The 19,278-nt window shown below is 42.4% G+C and carries 22 protein-coding genes and 2 other annotated features (1 of these 24 only partly in view); all 22 genes read left to right on the forward strand.

Annotated features, from left to right (window positions below; all coding sequences use genetic code 11):
* On the forward strand, nucleotides 1–1,077 hold the 3' portion of the coding sequence (locus NSQ09_RS06055) for a protein arginine kinase (protein WP_003235007.1). The gene continues 15 nt to the left of window position 1, outside the view; the window shows 1,077 of its 1,092 coding nt (coding positions 16–1,092); its start codon lies off the left edge, out of view; its stop codon occupies nucleotides 1,075–1,077.
* Nucleotides 1,074–3,506 (forward strand): ATP-dependent protease ATP-binding subunit ClpC, encoded by a 2,433-nt coding sequence (clpC, locus tag NSQ09_RS06060; protein WP_014475592.1) that lies wholly within the window; start codon nucleotides 1,074–1,076, stop codon nucleotides 3,504–3,506. Before NSQ09_RS06055 ends, clpC begins: the two co-directional genes overlap by 4 nt.
* A 91-nt stretch (nucleotides 3,507–3,597) precedes the next feature.
* The gene (gene radA, locus NSQ09_RS06065) at nucleotides 3,598–4,974 is read left to right on the forward strand and encodes a DNA repair protein RadA (protein ID WP_014475593.1); all 1,377 of its coding nucleotides are present in this window, start codon (nucleotides 3,598–3,600) and stop codon (nucleotides 4,972–4,974) included.
* A 3-nt stretch (nucleotides 4,975–4,977) separates the two neighbouring features.
* The gene (disA, locus tag NSQ09_RS06070) at nucleotides 4,978–6,060 is read left to right on the forward strand and encodes a DNA integrity scanning diadenylate cyclase DisA (RefSeq protein WP_003225736.1); all 1,083 of its coding nucleotides are present in this window, start codon (nucleotides 4,978–4,980) and stop codon (nucleotides 6,058–6,060) included.
* A gap of 115 nt (nucleotides 6,061–6,175) precedes the next feature.
* Entirely contained in the window at nucleotides 6,176–7,276 is a 1,101-nt protein-coding gene (locus NSQ09_RS06075; RefSeq protein ID WP_003235014.1) for a PIN/TRAM domain-containing protein, read from the forward strand.
* A 14-nt stretch (nucleotides 7,277–7,290) separates the two neighbouring features.
* Nucleotides 7,291–7,989 carry a 2-C-methyl-D-erythritol 4-phosphate cytidylyltransferase gene (ispD, locus tag NSQ09_RS06080; protein ID WP_106074229.1) on the forward strand — a complete coding sequence of 233 codons (699 nt, stop codon included), beginning with the start codon at nucleotides 7,291–7,293 and terminating at the stop codon, nucleotides 7,987–7,989.
* Nucleotides 7,982–8,458 (forward strand): 2-C-methyl-D-erythritol 2,4-cyclodiphosphate synthase, encoded by a 477-nt coding sequence (gene ispF / locus NSQ09_RS06085; protein WP_003225745.1) that lies wholly within the window; start codon nucleotides 7,982–7,984, stop codon nucleotides 8,456–8,458. Before ispD ends, ispF begins: the two co-directional genes overlap by 8 nt.
* 90 nt (nucleotides 8,459–8,548) lie before the next feature.
* Complete coding sequence (gene gltX, locus NSQ09_RS06090; RefSeq protein ID WP_029727023.1) at nucleotides 8,549–10,000, forward strand: glutamate--tRNA ligase; 1,452 nt, start codon at nucleotides 8,549–8,551, stop codon at nucleotides 9,998–10,000.
* 2 nt (nucleotides 10,001–10,002) lie between these two features.
* Nucleotides 10,003–10,233 (forward strand) — a binding site (T-box leader).
* A gap of 68 nt (nucleotides 10,234–10,301) precedes the next feature.
* Nucleotides 10,302–10,955, forward strand: coding sequence for a serine O-acetyltransferase (cysE, locus tag NSQ09_RS06095; RefSeq protein WP_003225749.1), 654 nt, complete (start codon nucleotides 10,302–10,304; stop codon nucleotides 10,953–10,955).
* Nucleotides 10,952–12,352, forward strand: a complete 1,401-nt coding sequence (cysS, locus tag NSQ09_RS06100; RefSeq protein ID WP_017695825.1) for a cysteine--tRNA ligase — start codon at nucleotides 10,952–10,954, stop codon at nucleotides 12,350–12,352. Before cysE ends, cysS begins: the two co-directional genes overlap by 4 nt.
* Nucleotides 12,353–12,355: 3 nt before the next feature.
* Nucleotides 12,356–12,787 carry a mini-ribonuclease 3 gene (locus tag NSQ09_RS06105; protein ID WP_004399685.1) on the forward strand — a complete coding sequence of 144 codons (432 nt, stop codon included), beginning with the start codon at nucleotides 12,356–12,358 and terminating at the stop codon, nucleotides 12,785–12,787.
* Nucleotides 12,771–13,520 carry a 23S rRNA (guanosine(2251)-2'-O)-methyltransferase RlmB gene (gene rlmB / locus NSQ09_RS06110; RefSeq protein ID WP_014475598.1) on the forward strand — a complete coding sequence of 250 codons (750 nt, stop codon included), beginning with the start codon at nucleotides 12,771–12,773 and terminating at the stop codon, nucleotides 13,518–13,520. The genes NSQ09_RS06105 and rlmB overlap by 17 nt, the downstream gene beginning before the upstream one ends.
* 6 nt (nucleotides 13,521–13,526) lie before the next feature.
* The gene (rae1, locus tag NSQ09_RS06115; protein ID WP_003235032.1) at nucleotides 13,527–14,039 is read left to right on the forward strand and encodes a ribosome-dependent mRNA decay endonuclease Rae1/YacP; all 513 of its coding nucleotides are present in this window, start codon (nucleotides 13,527–13,529) and stop codon (nucleotides 14,037–14,039) included.
* Between the two features lie 62 nt (nucleotides 14,040–14,101).
* Nucleotides 14,102–14,758 carry an RNA polymerase sporulation sigma factor SigH gene (gene sigH / locus NSQ09_RS06120; RefSeq protein WP_003225758.1) on the forward strand — a complete coding sequence of 219 codons (657 nt, stop codon included), beginning with the start codon at nucleotides 14,102–14,104 and terminating at the stop codon, nucleotides 14,756–14,758.
* Between the two features lie 92 nt (nucleotides 14,759–14,850).
* Nucleotides 14,851–15,000: a 50S ribosomal protein L33 gene (gene rpmG, locus NSQ09_RS06125; RefSeq protein WP_003156421.1), complete on the forward strand. Its 150-nt coding sequence runs from the start codon at nucleotides 14,851–14,853 to the stop codon at nucleotides 14,998–15,000.
* 33 nt (nucleotides 15,001–15,033) lie between these two features.
* Entirely contained in the window at nucleotides 15,034–15,213 is a 180-nt protein-coding gene (gene secE, locus NSQ09_RS06130) for a preprotein translocase subunit SecE (RefSeq protein WP_004399676.1), read from the forward strand.
* Between the two features lie 178 nt (nucleotides 15,214–15,391).
* Nucleotides 15,392–15,925 (forward strand): transcription termination/antitermination protein NusG, encoded by a 534-nt coding sequence (gene nusG, locus NSQ09_RS06135; protein ID WP_003225764.1) that lies wholly within the window; start codon nucleotides 15,392–15,394, stop codon nucleotides 15,923–15,925.
* A gap of 167 nt (nucleotides 15,926–16,092) precedes the next feature.
* The gene (gene rplK / locus NSQ09_RS06140) at nucleotides 16,093–16,518 is read left to right on the forward strand and encodes a 50S ribosomal protein L11 (protein ID WP_003156430.1); all 426 of its coding nucleotides are present in this window, start codon (nucleotides 16,093–16,095) and stop codon (nucleotides 16,516–16,518) included.
* A 94-nt stretch (nucleotides 16,519–16,612) separates the two neighbouring features.
* Nucleotides 16,613–17,311 (forward strand): 50S ribosomal protein L1, encoded by a 699-nt coding sequence (rplA, locus tag NSQ09_RS06145; RefSeq protein ID WP_003235040.1) that lies wholly within the window; start codon nucleotides 16,613–16,615, stop codon nucleotides 17,309–17,311.
* Between the two features lie 45 nt (nucleotides 17,312–17,356).
* Nucleotides 17,357–17,497: a sequence feature (ribosomal protein L10 leader region), on the forward strand.
* A gap of 65 nt (nucleotides 17,498–17,562) precedes the next feature.
* Nucleotides 17,563–18,063, forward strand: coding sequence for a 50S ribosomal protein L10 (gene rplJ, locus NSQ09_RS06150; RefSeq protein ID WP_014478622.1), 501 nt, complete (start codon nucleotides 17,563–17,565; stop codon nucleotides 18,061–18,063).
* Between the two features lie 45 nt (nucleotides 18,064–18,108).
* On the forward strand, nucleotides 18,109–18,480 hold the full coding sequence (gene rplL / locus NSQ09_RS06155; RefSeq protein ID WP_003156436.1) for a 50S ribosomal protein L7/L12: 372 nt from the start codon (nucleotides 18,109–18,111) through the stop codon (nucleotides 18,478–18,480).
* A gap of 89 nt (nucleotides 18,481–18,569) precedes the next feature.
* Complete coding sequence (locus NSQ09_RS06160) at nucleotides 18,570–19,175, forward strand: class I SAM-dependent methyltransferase (protein WP_041337888.1); 606 nt, start codon at nucleotides 18,570–18,572, stop codon at nucleotides 19,173–19,175.
* The last annotated feature ends 103 nt before the right edge of the window (nucleotides 19,176–19,278 follow it).

Genomic DNA, 19,278 nt, shown 5'->3' on the forward strand with positions numbered 1-19,278 from the left:
TTTATTCAGGACGCACTAAGCAGTTGGATGAAGCAGAAAGGACCTGAAAGTGACATTGTACTCAGCAGCCGCATACGTTTAGCAAGGAACTTTGAGCATATTCGGTTCCCTACGCGGTATTCCAATGAAGAAGCCTCATCCATCATACAGCAATTTGAAGATCAGTTTTCAGAGCAAGAAATTCCCGGAATCGGCAAATTTGTTTTGATTAGAATGAATGATGCACAGCCTTTAGAGAAGCGTGTACTTGTTGAAAAACATCTAATCAGTCCTAATCTGACAGAGTCTCCTTTTGGCGGCTGTTTGCTTTCTGAAAATGAGGAAGTAAGCGTCATGTTAAATGAAGAGGACCATATTAGAATTCAGTGTCTTTTCCCTGGATTTCAGCTTTTAGAAGCAATGAAAGCCGCAAACCAGGTCGACGACTGGATTGAAGAAAAAGTTGATTATGCATTCAATGAGCAAAGAGGATACTTAACCAGCTGTCCTACAAACGTAGGTACAGGTTTAAGGGCTTCGGTCATGATGCATCTGCCGGCACTGGTTTTAACTAGGCAAATAAATCGAATTATACCGGCAATTAATCAATTAGGCTTAGTTGTTAGAGGAATTTATGGGGAAGGCAGCGAAGCAGTAGGGAATATCTTTCAAATTTCAAATCAGATCACGCTTGGTAAGTCAGAGCAGGATATTGTAGAGGATCTTAACAGTGTTGCTGCTCAGTTGATTGAACAAGAACGATCTGCCCGAGAAGCGATTTATCAAACTTCTAAAATCGAACTTGAGGATCGGGTATATCGGTCTTATGGGGTCTTGTCTAATTGCCGGATGATAGAATCGAAAGAAACTGCAAAGTGCCTTTCAGATGTTCGGTTAGGCATAGACCTAGGCATTATAAAAGGACTTTCAAGCAACATACTTAACGAACTTATGATTTTGACGCAGCCAGGATTTTTACAGCAATACTCGGGAGGCGCTTTGCGTCCGAACGAAAGGGACATTCGAAGAGCGGCTCTCATCAGAGAACGGCTTCACTTAGAAATGAATGGGAAAAGACAGGAGGATGAATCGATATGATGTTTGGAAGATTTACAGAACGAGCTCAAAAAGTACTGGCGCTAGCACAGGAAGAAGCACTTCGGTTAGGTCATAATAACATTGGCACTGAGCATATTTTATTAGGACTGGTAAGAGAAGGAGAGGGCATTGCTGCTAAAGCTCTTCAAGCGCTTGGACTCGGTTCAGATAAAATTCAGAAAGAAGTAGAAAGTTTGATCGGGCGCGGGCAGGAAATGTCTCAAACGATTCATTATACTCCTAGAGCTAAAAAAGTCATTGAGCTTTCAATGGATGAGGCAAGAAAACTCGGTCATTCTTATGTCGGAACAGAACATATTCTTCTTGGTCTGATTCGTGAAGGAGAAGGTGTTGCTGCGAGAGTTCTGAATAATCTCGGTGTCAGCTTAAATAAAGCAAGACAGCAGGTGCTCCAGCTTCTAGGAAGTAATGAAACAGGATCATCAGCGGCAGGAACAAACAGCAATGCGAATACGCCTACGCTTGACAGCTTGGCAAGAGACTTAACTGCTATTGCGAAGGAAGACAGCCTTGACCCTGTAATCGGCAGAAGCAAGGAGATCCAGCGTGTCATTGAAGTGTTAAGCCGCAGAACGAAAAACAACCCTGTTCTCATTGGGGAACCAGGTGTAGGTAAAACGGCTATCGCAGAAGGTTTGGCACAGCAAATTATCAATAATGAAGTACCCGAAATTTTGCGTGATAAACGTGTGATGACATTAGACATGGGAACAGTTGTTGCCGGCACAAAATACCGCGGAGAATTTGAGGATCGCCTGAAGAAGGTCATGGATGAAATTCGCCAGGCAGGAAATATCATTCTATTCATCGATGAGCTCCATACATTAATCGGGGCAGGCGGAGCAGAAGGTGCTATTGATGCATCTAATATTTTAAAACCTTCACTTGCTCGTGGCGAACTCCAATGTATTGGTGCAACGACTCTTGATGAGTACCGTAAATATATTGAAAAAGATGCAGCCCTGGAACGCCGTTTTCAGCCGATTCAGGTTGATCAGCCATCTGTAGATGAAAGTATTCAAATTTTACAAGGTCTGCGTGACAGATACGAAGCCCACCACCGCGTTTCTATCACTGATGATGCCATTGAAGCTGCGGTTAAGCTTTCTGACAGATATATTTCTGACCGCTTCCTTCCGGATAAAGCAATTGACTTGATCGATGAAGCAGGTTCAAAGGTGAGACTGCGCTCATTTACAACGCCTCCTAACTTAAAAGAGCTTGAGCAGAAGCTTGATGAGGTTCGTAAAGAGAAGGATGCGGCAGTGCAAAGCCAAGAGTTTGAAAAAGCTGCTTCCTTGCGTGATACTGAACAGCGCCTGCGCGAGCAAGTAGAGGATACGAAGAAATCATGGAAAGAGAAGCAAGGGCAGGAAAACTCAGAGGTTACTGTGGATGATATTGCGATGGTTGTATCCAGCTGGACCGGTGTGCCTGTATCTAAAATCGCCCAAACTGAAACTGATAAGCTTCTCAATATGGAAAACATTCTTCACTCCCGTGTCATCGGCCAGGATGAGGCAGTTGTAGCGGTTGCAAAAGCCGTCAGACGTGCAAGAGCAGGATTGAAAGATCCTAAACGCCCAATCGGCTCATTCATTTTCTTAGGCCCTACAGGTGTAGGTAAAACAGAACTTGCACGAGCACTTGCTGAATCCATTTTTGGCGATGAAGAATCCATGATCAGAATTGATATGTCTGAATACATGGAAAAACACTCAACTTCAAGACTTGTCGGTTCACCTCCGGGTTATGTGGGATATGATGAAGGCGGTCAATTGACAGAGAAAGTCAGAAGAAAACCTTACTCTGTCGTGCTTCTTGATGAGATCGAGAAAGCGCACCCTGATGTCTTCAATATCCTTCTGCAAGTTCTTGAAGACGGACGATTGACTGATTCTAAAGGACGCACAGTCGATTTCCGCAATACCATTCTGATCATGACATCAAACGTCGGAGCAAGTGAGCTGAAACGCAATAAATATGTCGGCTTTAACGTTCAGGATGAAACTCAAAATCATAAAGACATGAAAGATAAAGTGATGGGTGAATTGAAACGAGCGTTTAGACCTGAGTTCATCAACCGTATTGATGAAATCATTGTCTTCCATTCACTGGAGAAAAAACATCTTACTGAAATTGTGTCATTAATGTCTGATCAATTAACGAAACGCTTGAAAGAACAAGATCTTTCTATCGAATTGACAGATGCTGCAAAAGCGAAAGTCGCGGAAGAGGGCGTTGACCTGGAATACGGTGCCCGTCCGTTAAGAAGAGCGATCCAAAAACATGTCGAGGATCGTTTATCTGAAGAACTCCTCAGAGGAAATATTCATAAAGGACAGCATATTGTTCTTGATGTAGAAGATGGCGAATTTGTCGTAAAAACGACTGCTAAAACGAATTAATATAGAAGACGGAAATGAGGCATACAGCATGTAAGTGTATGCCTCACTTTCATATCAAGAAATAGAACAAGGGAGAGGTCTTACACTATATATGGCTAAAACAAAATCGAAGTTCATCTGCCAATCCTGCGGCTACGAGTCTCCAAAATGGATGGGGAAATGTCCGGGCTGTGGTGCTTGGAATACAATGGTGGAAGAAATGATTAAAAAAGCACCGGCCAATCGGAGAGCGGCTTTTTCTCATTCTGTTCAAACTGTACAGAAACCTTCACCTATTACATCAATCGAAACATCAGAAGAACCCCGCGTCAAAACCCAGCTTGGCGAGTTTAACAGAGTACTCGGCGGAGGTGTCGTTAAAGGCTCCCTCGTTTTAATTGGCGGTGATCCTGGTATCGGAAAGTCAACGCTATTACTGCAGGTTTCCGCTCAATTATCAGGCTCATCAAACAGTGTCCTGTATATTTCGGGAGAAGAATCTGTAAAGCAAACGAAGCTGCGAGCAGACCGTCTCGGCATTAATAATCCGTCACTGCATGTTTTATCTGAAACCGATATGGAGTATATTTCGTCTGCTATACAAGAGATGAATCCAGCGTTTGTCGTTGTTGACTCTATTCAAACGGTTTACCAAAGCGATATTACATCGGCTCCAGGCAGTGTGTCACAGGTCAGAGAATGTACCGCTGAGCTGATGAAAATTGCAAAAACAAAAGGTATTCCGATTTTTATCGTAGGGCACGTGACGAAAGAAGGGTCTATTGCAGGTCCGAGACTGTTGGAGCATATGGTTGACACTGTTTTATATTTTGAAGGAGAACGCCACCATACTTTCCGTATTTTGCGAGCTGTAAAAAACCGTTTCGGATCTACAAACGAAATGGGCATTTTCGAAATGCGGGAAGAGGGGCTCACTGAGGTTTTGAATCCTTCGGAAATTTTCTTAGAAGAACGCTCTGCTGGTTCCGCAGGCTCGAGTATCACTGCCTCTATGGAGGGCACTAGACCGATTCTCGTTGAAATTCAGGCGCTCATCTCGCCAACAAGCTTTGGCAACCCAAGGCGTATGGCAACGGGAATAGACCATAACAGGGTTTCTCTGTTAATGGCTGTGTTAGAAAAAAGAGTTGGACTGCTGCTGCAAAATCAGGATGCTTATTTGAAAGTGGCTGGCGGCGTTAAGCTTGATGAACCGGCAATTGATCTTGCGATTGTGATTAGTATTGCATCAAGCTTTAGAGACACACCTCCAAATCCTGCAGATTGTTTTATTGGAGAAGTGGGATTAACCGGAGAAGTCCGGCGGGTTTCAAGAATTGAACAGCGTGTGAAAGAAGCGGCAAAGCTTGGTTTTAAACGCATGATCATACCCGCGGCAAATCTGGATGGATGGACAAAACCAAAAGGGATTGAGGTTATCGGAGTAGCAAATGTTGCAGAAGCGCTTCGTACTTCATTAGGAGGATAATAGATGGAAAAAGAGAAAAAAGGGGCGAAACACGAGTTAGACCTGTCATCTATATTGCAGTTTGTTGCTCCGGGTACACCGCTCAGAGCGGGGATGGAAAACGTCTTGAGAGCAAATACAGGCGGACTGATTGTTGTTGGATATAATGATAAAGTAAAAGAAGTAGTGGACGGCGGCTTTCACATAAACACGGCTTTTTCTCCGGCGCATTTATATGAGCTGGCTAAAATGGATGGAGCGATCATTTTAAGTGATTCTGGTCAAAAGATCCTCTACGCGAATACTCAGCTGATGCCAGATGCCACAATTTCTTCATCAGAAACAGGAATGCGGCACAGAACTGCCGAAAGAGTAGCTAAGCAAACTGGCTGTCTTGTAATCGCTATTTCTGAAAGAAGAAATGTCATAACGTTATATCAGGAAAACATGAAGTATACACTAAAAGACATAGGATTTATTTTAACCAAGGCGAACCAAGCCATTCAAACACTTGAAAAATATAAGACAATCCTCGATAAAACGATTAATGCACTGAACGCGTTAGAGTTTGAGGAACTTGTTACCTTCAGTGATGTCTTATCTGTCATGCATCGTTATGAAATGGTACTGAGAATCAAAAACGAAATTAATATGTATATCAAAGAGCTGGGGACAGAAGGGCATCTGATCAAACTGCAAGTCATTGAATTGATTACGGATATGGAAGAAGAGGCCGCTTTATTTATTAAGGACTATGTAAAAGAAAAGATTAAAGATCCGTTTGTTCTCTTGAAGGAGCTGCAGGATATGTCCAGTTATGATCTGCTGGATGATTCCATTGTGTATAAGCTTCTCGGTTACCCTGCTTCTACTAATCTTGATGATTATGTATTGCCGAGAGGATACAGGCTGTTAAATAAGATACCGCGTCTTCCGATGCCGATTGTTGAAAATGTTGTAGAAGCATTTGGAGTCCTGCCAAGGATTATTGAAGCGAGTGCAGAAGAATTAGATGAAGTAGAGGGAATCGGTGAAGTACGAGCCCAAAAAATCAAAAAAGGATTAAAACGCCTGCAAGAGAAGCATTATTTAGACAGACAACTGTGATTTCGGTTAAAACCTTATGAATACGGGTATATTAATGTTGGTTTTTGTTTATTCTGATATTCGTAGGATGCATAAGACTTTGTAAAATTAAAATGTTAAAAAAGGAGGTGGGGGTATGTTAAAACGAATAGTTCAGGCGTTCTTCATTATTTTTGGCGGCGTTGTTGGTATATTTTTGATACCTGAATTGTTTGTACTGTTAAATATACAGGACATACCTTTAATAACAAACGCATATACGTCTGCGGCAATAGGAGCAATTATCTTTTTTCTCATCAGTATATGGGGTACAGAATACGTTGTGAACTGGGTGAAGTGGATAGAGGATTCATTGTTAAAGGCGCCGGTTCCAGATTTGTTATTTGGAAGTCTTGGCTTAGTTTTTGGACTTATAATTGCTTATCTTATCGTAAATGTTATTCCTTTAGACAATATACCTTACCGCATATTCAGCACAATAATTCCTGTATTTTTGGCTTTCTTTCTCGGTTATCTCGGCTTCCAGGTGGGCTTTAAGAAAAAGGATGAATTGATCAGCCTGTTTTCCATTTCCGCCAGAATGCAAAAGAAAAAAGGAACAGCTGATGAAGAACATGAGGTTCAAGACAAGAAGCTGAAAATTTTGGACACTAGTGTTATTATTGATGGGCGAATAGCAGATATTTGTCAGACTGGTTTTTTAGAGGGAGTTATCGTGATTCCGCAGTTTGTCCTTGAGGAATTGCAGCATATTGCAGACTCTTCAGATGTTTTAAAACGAAACAGAGGACGCCGCGGTCTTGATATCCTGAACCGCATTCAGAAAGAATTAGACATTGAAGTTGAAATTTACGAAGGTGACTTTGAAGATATTCAGGAGGTTGACAGCAAGCTCGTCAAACTTGCTAAGCTGACATCCGGGGTCGTTGTGACGAATGATTTTAATTTAAATAAAGTGTGCGAGCTTCAGAAGGTAGCAGTATTAAACATTAATGACCTTGCCAATGCGGTCAAGCCTGTTGTGCTTCCTGGCGAGGAAATGAATGTTCAGGTCATTAAGGACGGGAAAGAGCATAATCAGGGAGTTGCCTACTTGGATGACGGTACGATGATTGTCGTTGAAGAAGGACGGAATTATATCGGCAAGCATATTGATGTACTCGTCACAAGTGTGCTGCAGACAGCAGCGGGACGAATGATTTTTGCGAAGCCTAAGCTGTTGGAGAAGGCGCTGTAAAGGGAGAAGAAACAATGAGTTATGATGTGGTGATTCCTGCAGCCGGACAGGGAAAGCGGATGAAGGCAGGGAGAAATAAACTGTTCATTGAGCTGAAGGGAGACCCGGTGATCATACACACGTTAAGAGTGTTTGACAGCCACCGGCAGTGCGATAAAATCATTTTGGTGATTAACGAGCAGGAGCGGGAGTACTTTCAGCAATTGCTGTCCGATTACCCGTTTCAAACTTCGATTGAGCTTGTTGCAGGCGGAGATGAGCGTCAGCACAGTGTGTATAAGGGGCTGAAAGCCGTAAAGCAGGAAAAGATTGTCCTTGTACATGACGGTGCCCGCCCATTTATAAAACATGAACAAATTGACGAACTGATCGCAGAGGCGGAACAGACAGGAGCGGCCATCCTTGCTGTTCCGGTAAAAGATACGATTAAACGCGTTCAAGATTTACAAGTCAGTGAGACGATTGAACGTTCAAGCTTGTGGGCTGTCCAAACGCCACAAGCTTTTCGTCTTTCTTTATTGATGAAGGCTCACGCTGAGGCCGAGCGCAAGGGATTTTTAGGGACGGATGACGCCAGCCTCGTTGAACAGATGGAGGGCGGTTCGGTCCGTGTTGTAGAAGGCAGCTATACAAATATTAAGCTGACGACGCCAGACGATTTGACGTCAGCTGAAGCTATCATGGAATCAGAAAGTGGGAATAAACATGTTTAGAATTGGACAAGGATTTGATGTGCATCAATTAGTGGAGGGCCGTCCTCTCATTATTGGCGGAATTGAAATCCCGTACGAAAAAGGGCTGCTTGGCCATTCTGATGCAGACGTATTGCTGCATACCGTCGCTGACGCCTGCCTGGGAGCTGTGGGTGAAGGAGACATCGGCAAGCATTTTCCTGACACAGATCCCGAGTTCAAGGACGCAGATTCTTTCAAATTACTTCAGCATGTCTGGGGAATCGTGAAACAGAAGGGGTATGTCCTTGGGAACATTGATTGCACCATCATAGCGCAAAAGCCGAAGATGCTGCCGTACATAGAAGATATGAGAAAAAGAATTGCTGAAGGCCTTGAGGCAGATGTTTCTCAAGTAAATGTAAAAGCAACAACGACAGAAAAGCTTGGATTTACAGGCCGGGCGGAAGGAATAGCGGCTCAGGCGACAGTACTGATACAAAAAGGCTAACTTGTTTTGATGCCGGGTCTATTTGGTGGTAGAATAGATTCATACATTTTTGCCTGAGGCCATACATGACATGAAAGGAAGTATTTGAAAATGGGAAACGAAGTACGCGTCCGTTATGCACCGAGTCCAACCGGACATTTGCATATTGGAAATGCCAGAACGGCGCTTTTTAATTATTTATTTGCCCGCAATCAAGGCGGTAAGTTTATCATTCGAGTTGAGGATACAGATAAAAAGCGCAATATTGAGGGCGGAGAACAAAGCCAGCTGAATTATCTGAAGTGGCTAGGTATTGACTGGGATGAGAGTGTGGATGTCGGAGGAGAGTACGGTCCATACCGTCAGTCAGAGCGTAACGATATCTATAAAGTGTACTATGAAGAGCTTCTTGAAAAAGGGCTTGCTTATAAATGTTACTGTACGGAAGAAGAGCTTGAAAAAGAGCGTGAAGAACAGATTGCCCGCGGAGAAATGCCTCGTTATTCCGGAAAACACAGAGACCTGACTCAGGAAGAACAGGACAAATTTATCGCTGAAGGCAGAAAACCAAGTATTCGTTTCCGCGTGCCGGAAGGAAAAATCATCGCCTTTAACGACATCGTAAAAGGTGAAATTTCTTTTGAATCAGATGGCATCGGCGACTTCGTTATTGTGAAAAAGGACGGAACGCCGACTTACAACTTCGCGGTAGCGATTGATGACTACTTAATGAAAATGACACACGTGCTGCGCGGTGAGGATCATATTTCTAACACACCGAAACAGATTATGATCTATCAAGCATTCGGATGGGATATTCCTCAGTTCGGACACATGACGCTGATCGTAAACGAAAGCCGTAAAAAGCTCAGTAAACGTGATGAATCCATTATTCAATTCATCGAGCAGTACAAAGAGCTTGGGTACCTGCCAGAAGCGCTGTTCAACTTTATCGGCCTGTTAGGCTGGTCACCGGTTGGAGAAGAAGAGCTTTTCACAAAAGAGCAGTTTATTGAAATTTTTGATGTAAATCGTTTATCTAAATCACCAGCTTTGTTTGATATGCATAAGCTAAAATGGGTTAACAACCAATATGTGAAGAAGCTGGATCTTGATCAGGTTGTTGAATTGACGCTTCCGCATTTGCAAAAAGCCGGCAAAGTTGGCACTGAGCTTTCTGCTGAAGAACAAGAATGGGTTCGCAAACTGATTTCCCTGTATCATGAGCAATTAAGCTACGGTGCGGAAATTGTTGAGCTGACTGATTTGTTCTTTACGGATGAGATCGAGTATAATCAAGAAGCGAAAGCTGTTCTGGAAGAAGAACAGGTTCCTGAAGTGCTCAGCACATTCGCAGCGAAGCTTGAAGAGCTTGAGGAGTTCACTCCGGATAACATCAAAGCATCGATCAAAGCAGTGCAGAAAGAAACTGGCCATAAAGGGAAAAAACTGTTTATGCCGATTCGTGTTGCTGTAACAGGGCAAACTCACGGTCCGGAACTGCCGCAATCAATTGAATTGATCGGTAAAGAGACTGCAATTCAGCGTTTAAAGAATATCTAAATAAATGATTGTTGACAGGGAAGAGTATAAAGCTTTAGGCCATTACAGAAAGGATCTCCATTGGCTGAGAGAGATCCATGAGCCGGGTTTTAGAAGTGCGCCCTTAAGACCTTTGAAGAACGTTTTTTGAAATCAGTATTCAAAGGCGGCCGCCGCCGTTACAGGCTGAAGTTGGGAGAGCAGAAGTCTGCTTTTCAAACAGAGTGGAACCGCGCGGTTAAAGCGTCTCTGTCATGTTTACATGCAGAGACGCTTTTTTTATTGGGTAGAGGAAATCAGATAGAGAAACGGGGGGAAGCATGTGTTTTTTAGAATGCTCAAAGAAGACATTGATACTGTGTTCGATCAAGATCCCGCAGCAAGAAGCTATTTTGAAGTGATTTTAACTTATTCCGGTTTACATGCTATATGGGCGCATCGGATTGCACATGCTTTATATAAACGAAAATTTTATTTCCTTGCACGCCTTATATCTCAAGTAAGCCGATTTTTTACCGGGATAGAAATCCACCCCGGCGCTACAATCGGGAGAAGATTTTTCATAGACCACGGCATGGGGGTTGTCATTGGGGAGACATGTGAAATCGGCAATAACGTAACCGTTTTTCAGGGGGTTACCCTCGGGGGAACGGGAAAAGAAAAGGGAAAAAGGCACCCAACGATTAAAGATGACGCATTGATAGCCACAGGCGCTAAAGTGCTCGGTTCTATTACGGTCGGTGAAGGCTCAAAGATTGGCGCTGGTTCAGTAGTGCTGCATGATGTTCCTGATTTTTCAACAGTTGTCGGTATCCCTGGACGGGTCGTTGTACAAAATGGCAAGAAAGTAAGACGCGATTTAAACCATCAGGATTTGCCCGATCCAGTTGCTGACCGCTTTAAGTCTTTGGAACAGCAGATTTTAGAGCTGAAGGCAGAACTTGAAGACAGAAAAGAAAGGATCAATCAAAAATGACAATCACACTTTATAATACATTGACTAGACAGAAGGAAACATTCGTTCCTCTTGAAGATGGAAAAGTGAAAATGTATGTATGCGGACCCACGGTTTACAATTACATTCATATCGGGAACGCGCGTCCGGCAATCGTTTACGATACGGTTCGAAACTATTTAGAGTATAAAGGCTATGATGTGCAGTATGTCTCTAACTTCACAGACGTAGACGATAAATTAATTAAAGCGGCAAATGAACTCGGTGAGGATGTACCCACCATTTCAGAGCGTTTTATTAAAGCATACTTTGAAGACGTAGGTGCGCTCGGCTGCCGAAAAGCCGACCTTCATCCGCGAGTAATGGAGAACATGGATGCCATTATCGAATTCGTAGATCAGCTCGTGAAAAAGGGCTACGCATATGAATCAGAAGGTGACGTATATTTCAAAACCAGAGCGTTTGAAGGGTACGGAAAGCTTTCTCAGCAATCAATCGATGAACTAAGATCAGGTGCACGCATCCGGGTCGGCGAGAAAAAAGAAGATGCTCTTGATTTCGCACTGTGGAAAGCGGCAAAAGAAGGAGAAATCTCTTGGGATAGCCCTTGGGGGAAAGGACGTCCGGGCTGGCACATTGAATGCTCAGCAATGGTGAAAAAGTATCTCGGTGACCAGATTGATATCCATGCGGGCGGACAGGATTTAACATTCCCTCACCATGAAAACGAAATTGCGCAATCTGAGGCGCTAACAGGCAAAACGTTTGCGAAGTATTGGCTTCATAATGGTTATATCAATATTGATAATGAAAAAATGTCAAAATCACTAGGCAACTTTGTGCTTGTGCATGACATCATTAAACAGCATGATCCGCAGCTTTTGAGATTCTTTATGCTATCTGTTCATTATCGCCATCCGATTAACTATTCAGAAGAGCTTCTGGAGAATACGAAAAGCGCGTTCAGCCGTTTAAAAACAGCGTACAGCAATCTTCAGCACCGTCTGAACAGCAGTACGAATTTAACCGAAGATGACGATCAATGGCTTGAAAAAGTTGAAGAACACCGCAAAGCATTCGAAGAAGCGATGGACGATGATTTTAATACGGCGAATGCCATTTCAGTCTTGTTTGACTTAGCGAAACACGCCAATTATTATCTTCAGAAAGATCATACGGCTGATCATGTGATTACGGCGTTTATTGAGATGTTTGACCGCATTGTTTCTGTCCTCGGTTTTTCGTTGGGTGAGCAGGAACTTCTCGATCAAGAGATTGAAGACTTAATCGAAAAGCGAAATGAAGCGCGCCGGAATCGCGATTTTGCATTGTCAGACCAGATCCGCGACCAGCTGAAAAGCATGAATATCATTCTTGAAGATACGGCTCAAGGCACTCGCTGGAAACGGGGAGAATAACAGATGCTTGAATTTGATACGATAAAAGATTCTAAGCAGCTTAACGGTCTTGCGCTTGCTTATATAGGTGATGCCATTTTTGAAGTGTATGTCAGGCATCACCTGCTTAAGCAGGGCTTTACCAAACCAAATGATCTTCATAAGAAATCAAGCAGGATTGTTTCAGCAAAGTCACAGGCTGAGATCCTATTTTTTCTGCAGAATCAATCATTTTTTACGGAAGAAGAGGAAGCGGTGCTGAAAAGAGGCAGAAATGCCAAGTCAGGGACAACACCTAAAAATACAGATGTTCAGACGTACCGCTACAGTACAGCATTTGAAGCGCTTCTGGGCTACCTTTTTCTAGAGAAAAAAGAGGAACGACTTAGTCAGCTCGTAGCCGAAGCTATACAATTCGGGACGTCAGGGAGGAAAACAAATGAGTCAGCAACATGATTACGTCATAGGGAAAAATGCAGTGATCGAGACGTTAAAATCTGATCGGAAGCTGTATAAGCTGTGGATGGCGGAAAACACCGTAAAGGGACAAGCACAGCAAGTGATTGAGCTTGCCAAAAAGCAGGGAATCACGATTCAATACGTCCCGAGAAAAAAACTCGATCAAATGGTGACAGGACAGCATCAGGGCGTAGTGGCACAGGTTGCAGCGTATGAATATGCAGAACTGGACGATTTATATAAAGCAGCCGAAGAAAAAAATGAACAGCCTTTCTTCCTCATTCTGGACGAGCTTGAAGACCCTCATAATCTTGGTTCCATTATGAGGACAGCAGATGCGGTCGGCGCTCATGGCATCGTCATTCCAAAACGGAGAGCTGTCGGGCTGACAACAACAGTGGCAAAAGCTTCAACAGGAGCAATTGAGCACATTCCTGTAGCAAGAGTCACCAATTTGGCACGGACGTTAGAAGAGATGAAAGAGCGGGGAATCTGGGTTGTCGGAACGGATGCGTCCGCGCGTGAGGATTACCGTAATATGGACGGCAATATGCCTTTGGCTCTAGTCATCGGAAGTGAAGGAAAAGGGATGGGCCGTCTTGTAAAGGAAAAGTGCGATTTTCTCATTAAACTCCCGATGGCCGGAAAGGTAACTTCACTAAATGCATCTGTCGCGGCTGGTCTTTTGATGTATGAAGTCTACCGGAAACGAAACCCTCTGGGAGAATAAAGACCCATGGATATCCTGTTAGTAGACGGGTACAACATGATTGGAGCCTGGCCGCAGCTGAAGGATTTAAAAGCGAACAGTTTTGAAGAGGCGAGAGACGTACTGATTCAGAAAATGGCGGAATATCAATCGTATACAGGAAACAGGGTTATTGTTGTTTTTGACGCGCATCTCGTAAAAGGGCTTGAGAAAAAACAGACCAACCATAGAGTTGAAGTAATTTTTACAAAAGAAAATGAGACGGCTGATGAGCGGATAGAAAAGCTCGCTCAGGCTTTGAATAATATTGCGACTCAAATTCACGTTGCGACCTCTGACTATACTGAGCAGTGGGCGATTTTCGGACAGGGGGCATTGCGGAAATCGGCCCGGGAGCTTCTGAGAGAGGTAGAAACGATTGAAAGGCGAATAGAGAGACGGGTAAGAAAAATCACTTCCGAAAAGCCGGCGGGTAAAATTGCTTTATCGGAAGAGGTTTTGAAAACGTTTGAAAAGTGGAGGCGGGGAGACTTAGATTAAGTTGACGCTTTTTTGCCCAATACTGTATAATATTTCTATCTACGTGCGCCGGGGGGATCGGAGTGAATCTACAGAACAACAAGGGAAAATTCAACAAAGAGCAGTTTTGCCAGTTGGAGGACGAGCAGGTCATTGAAAAGGTTCATGTTGGGGACAGTGATGCGTTAGATTACTTGATTACGAAGTACCGAAACTTTGTTCGGGCAAAAGCAAGATCCTATTTCTTAATAGGGGCGGACAGAGAGGATATTGTTCAGGAAGGCATGATAGGCCTCTATAAGTCTATTCGTGACTTCAAAGAGGACAAGCTTACCTCATTCAAAGCTTTCGCAGAATTATGTATTACCCGCCAAATTATTACCGCAATAAAGACAGCTACTCGCCAGAAACACATTCCTTTGAATTCCTACGTCTCATTAGATAAACCGATCTTTGATGAAGAATCAGACCGAACGCTGCTGGATGTCATTTCAGGAGCGAAAACCTTAAATCCTGAGGAAATGATCATTAATCAGGAAGAATTTGATGATATTGAAATGAAAATGGGAGAACTATTAAGTGATTTAGAGAGAAAAGTACTCGTCTTATATCTCGACGGGAGAAGTTACCAAGAGATTTCTGATGAACTGAACCGACATGTGAAATCGATCGACAATGCCCTTCAGCGTGTGAAACGCAAGCTGGAGAAGTACTTGGAAATTCGCGAAATCAGTTTGTAATAGGAATTTATGCTATATTGACAGTATTTTTCTGACTATGATATGTTACTAAAGATAAGAACTAATGTCTATTTAGAAAAAGGTGTAATGACATGAGAAAAAAGATTACGTTAGCATGCAAGACATGCGGAAACCGTAATTATACGACAATGAAGAGCTCTGCATCAGCGGCTGAGCGATTAGAAGTAAAGAAATACTGCAGTACTTGCAATTCACATACAGCTCATCTTGAAACAAAATAGTTTTTGCGCTTTTAAATTGTGGAGGTCTTTTACATGCGTATTATGAAATTCTTTAAAGATGTTGGGAAAGAAATGAAAAAGGTAAGCTGGCCTAAAGGAAAAGAGTTAACGCGTTATACCATTACGGTAATTTCAACAGTTATCTTTTTTGTTATCTTTTTTGCCCTCCTTGACACAGGAATTTCTCAATTAATTCGTTTAATAGTTGAATAATGATCAGCAATACGTGCTATAATAGATCATAATATTACTTGCCAAAACCCGTTCAGCGGGTTTTTTATTGTGGCTTAAAATGATAGTTATCATAGGCTTGCCGCCTATTTTTTGAAGCGTTATGGTAATTCACTAAAACCAAATGCGGGGAGGGAAGGACTGGACAGTCCTGAATAGAATGGAAAAGAATTGGTATGTTGTTCACACGTACTCTGGTTATGAGAATAAAGTAAAAGCCAACTTGGAAAAACGTGTTGAATCAATGGGGATGCAGGATAAAATTTTCCGTGTAGTCGTACCCGAAGAAGAAGAAACGGATATCAAAAACGGCAAGAAAAAAGTCGTGAAAAAGAAAGTGTTCCCTGGTTATGTGCTTGTTGAAATTGTAATGACAGACGACTCTTGGTATGTTGTCCGAAACACGCCGGGCGTTACTGGATTCGTAGGATCTGCCGGGTCAGGTTCAAAACCGACGCCGCTTCTTCCGGGGGAAGCAGAAACCATTCTGAAGAGAATGGGCATGGATGAACGAAAAACTGATATTGACTTTGAACTGAAAGAGACAGTGAAAGTAATAGACGGACCTTTTGCTAACTTTACAGGATCAATTGAAGAGATTGATTATGATAAAAGCAAGGTCAAAGTTTTCGTTAATATGTTCGGCCGGGAAACGCCGGTTGAGCTGGAATTTACCCAAATCGATAAATTGTAATGTGAAAAAACTTGAAATTGCTATATATAAATGATAATATAGCAAAGGTACGTCTTGGACTTATCCAAGGCAACTAGCATGATATTTCGTCATTCATATAAAGAATGAAACCTTGAGTGGGAGGGTTTACCCTATTACCACATCACGGACTTAAGGAGGTGTGTCTCGTGGCTAAAAAAGTAGTTAAAGTTGTAAAATTGCAAATTCCTGCTGGAAAAGCTAACCCAGCACCACCAGTTGGACCTGCACTTGGTCAAGCCGGTGTTAACATCATGGGATTCTGTAAGGAGTTTAACGCTCGTACAGCTGACCAAGCTGGTTTAATCATTCCTGTTGAAATTTCGGTTTACGAAGACCGTTCATTTACATTTATTACAAAAACTCCACCTGCTGCAGTATTGCTTAAAAAAGCAGCTGGAATTGAGTCTGGTTCTGGTGAACCAAACCGTAATAAAGTGGCAACCGTTAAGCGCGATAAAGTACGCGAAATCGCTGAAACGAAAATGCCTGACTTAAACGCAGCAGACGTTGAAGCGGCAATGCGCATGGTTGAAGGTACTGCCCGCAGTATGGGTATTGTAATCGAGGATTAATTTGTTTCTTGTCGGGTTGCGAGTTTTAACAAGTTCGCAACCCTTATTCGTGGGAGGTTATTCCGCTATAACCACATAAGGAGGAAATTTTAAAATGGCTAAAAAAGGTAAAAAGTACGTTGAAGCTGCTAAGCTTGTAGACCGTTCTAAAGCTTACGACGTCTCTGAAGCAGTAGCTCTCGTTAAAAAAACAAACACAGCTAAATTCGACGCTACAGTTGAAGTGGCTTTCCGTTTAGGGGTTGACCCTCGTAAAAACGACCAGCAAATCCGCGGAGCAGTTGTGCTTCCAAACGGAACTGGTAAAACTCAGCGCGTTCTCGTTTTCGCAAAAGGCGAAAAAGCGAAAGAAGCTGAAGCTGCTGGTGCAGATTTCGTAGGCGATACTGACTACATCAACAAAATTCAACAAGGCTGGTTCGATTTCGATGTAATCGTAGCTACACCTGACATGATGGGTGAAGTTGGTAAAATCGGTCGTGTACTTGGACCAAAAGGTTTAATGCCAAACCCTAAAACTGGTACAGTTACTTTCGAAGTTGAAAAAGCGATCGGCGAAATCAAAGCTGGTAAAGTTGAATACCGCGTTGATAAAGCTGGAAACATTCATGTTCCTATCGGTAAAGTTTCTTTCGAGGATGAAAAGCTTGTTGAGAACTTCACAACAATGTACGATACAATCCTTAAAGCTAAACCTGCTGCAGCTAAAGGCGTTTACGTGAAAAACGTTGCTGTAACTTCTACTATGGGACCTGGTGTCAAAGTAGACTCTTCAACTTTTAACGTAAAATAATATTGACATGACATCAACATTCTGATATTATTCAAAATGTTGTAAAATAGAATATCATTTATACCGTAGACAGTAGGGGCCTAACCGCTTAATTATCCTACCGAGGTGTATATTATCACAGCTATTACGTTACGTATGCTTGTATATACAGCCTCCATGTCTCATGGAGGCTTTTTATATGGAATCCGTCGTCTCAGTCGTGATCACCTAACGGTATAAGTGTTACACAAGAATCTACAGGAGGTGTAACCATGAGCAGCGCAATTGAAACAAAAAAAGTTGTTGTTGAAGAAATTGCTTCTAAACTGAAAGAAAGTAAATCAACGATCATCGTTGACTATCGCGGACTTAACGTTTCTGAAGTAACTGAACTTCGTAAACAGCTTCGCGAAGCTAACGTTGAGTTCAAAGTTTACAAAAATACGATGACTCGCCGTGCGGTTGAACAAGCTGAGCTTAATGGTTTGAATGATTTCTTAACTGGACCGAACGCGATCGCATTCAGCACTGAAGATGTTGTTGCTCCGGCTAAAGTTCTTAATGACTTCGCTAAAAATCACGAAGCTCTTGAAATCAAAGCTGGCGTTATCGAAGGTAAAGTTTCTACTGTTGAAGAAGTGAAAGCTCTTGCTGAACTTCCATCACGCGAAGGCTTGCTTTCTATGTTGCTTAGCGTACTTCAAGCTCCAGTTCGCAACCTTGCTTTTGCTGCAAAAGCTGTGGCAGAACAAAAGGAAGAACAAGGCGCTTAATCTAATTAGTTTTTCATAAATTAAAACAAAATGGAGGAATTACAAATGGCTTTAAATATCGAAGAAATCATTGCTTCCGTTAAAGAAGCAACTGTACTTGAATTGAACGACCTAGTAAAAGCAATCGAAGAAGAATTTGGCGTAACTGCTGCTGCTCCTGTAGCTGTAGCTGGCGGAGCTGCTGCAGGCGGAGCTGCTGAAGAGCAAAGCGAATTCGATCTTATCCTTGCTGGTGCAGGATCTCAAAAAATCAAAGTTATCAAAGTTGTACGTGAAATCACTGGTCTTGGCTTGAAAGAAGCTAAAGAACTTGTTGACAACACTCCAAAACCACTTAAAGAAGGTATTGCTAAAGAAGAAGCTGAAGAGCTTAAAGCTAAACTTGAAGAAGTTGGCGCTTCTGTAGAAGTTAAGTAATCTTCACTTACCTGTAGGGGAAGCTCGCTTTTATGAGGCGAGCTTTTTCTTTGCCATTCTTTAAGCCATGAAAAAAGGAGGTTCTAATAATGAGTGAGCACTATTATTCAGAAAAACCTTCAGTGAAAAGCAACAAGCAAACCTGGTCTTTTAGGCTTCGGAATAAAGATTTCACGTTTACCAGCGACAGCGGGGTTTTTTCTAAAAAAGAAGTTGATTTCGGCTCCCGCCTGCTGATTGATTCTTTTGAAGAGCCTGAGGTTGAGGGCAGCTTTTTGGATGTAGGCTGCGGGTACGGCCCGATTGGTTTATCGCTGGCCAGCGACTTTAAAGACCGGACTATCCACATGATTGACGTTAATGAGAGAGCCGTAGAACTATCAAATGAAAATGCGGAACAAAACGGAATAACAAATGTTAAGATTTATCAAAGCGATTTGTTTTCAAACGTTGATTCTGCTCAAACATTTGCTTCTATTCTTACAAATCCCCCAATCCGAGCCGGAAAAAAAGTTGTCCATGCTATCTTTGAGAAAAGCGCTGAACACTTAAAAGCTTCAGGTGAATTGTGGATCGTCATACAGAAAAAGCAGGGCGCGCCTTCTGCTATTGAAAAGCTCGAGGAACTGTTCGATGAGGTTTCCGTCGTTCAAAAAAAGAAAGGCTATTATATCATAAAAGCAAAAAAAGTTTGACTCGGTATTTTAACTATGTTAATATTGTAAAATGCCAATGTATATATTTTGCTTGATATGATGAATTGTCAATATCTATGTATAAATTATACAAGTATGGAAA

Origin of the sequence: Bacillus sp. FSL W8-1202, assembly GCF_038006165.1 — a bacterium.
Classification (GTDB): Bacteria; Bacillota; Bacilli; order Bacillales; family Bacillaceae; genus Bacillus; species Bacillus subtilis.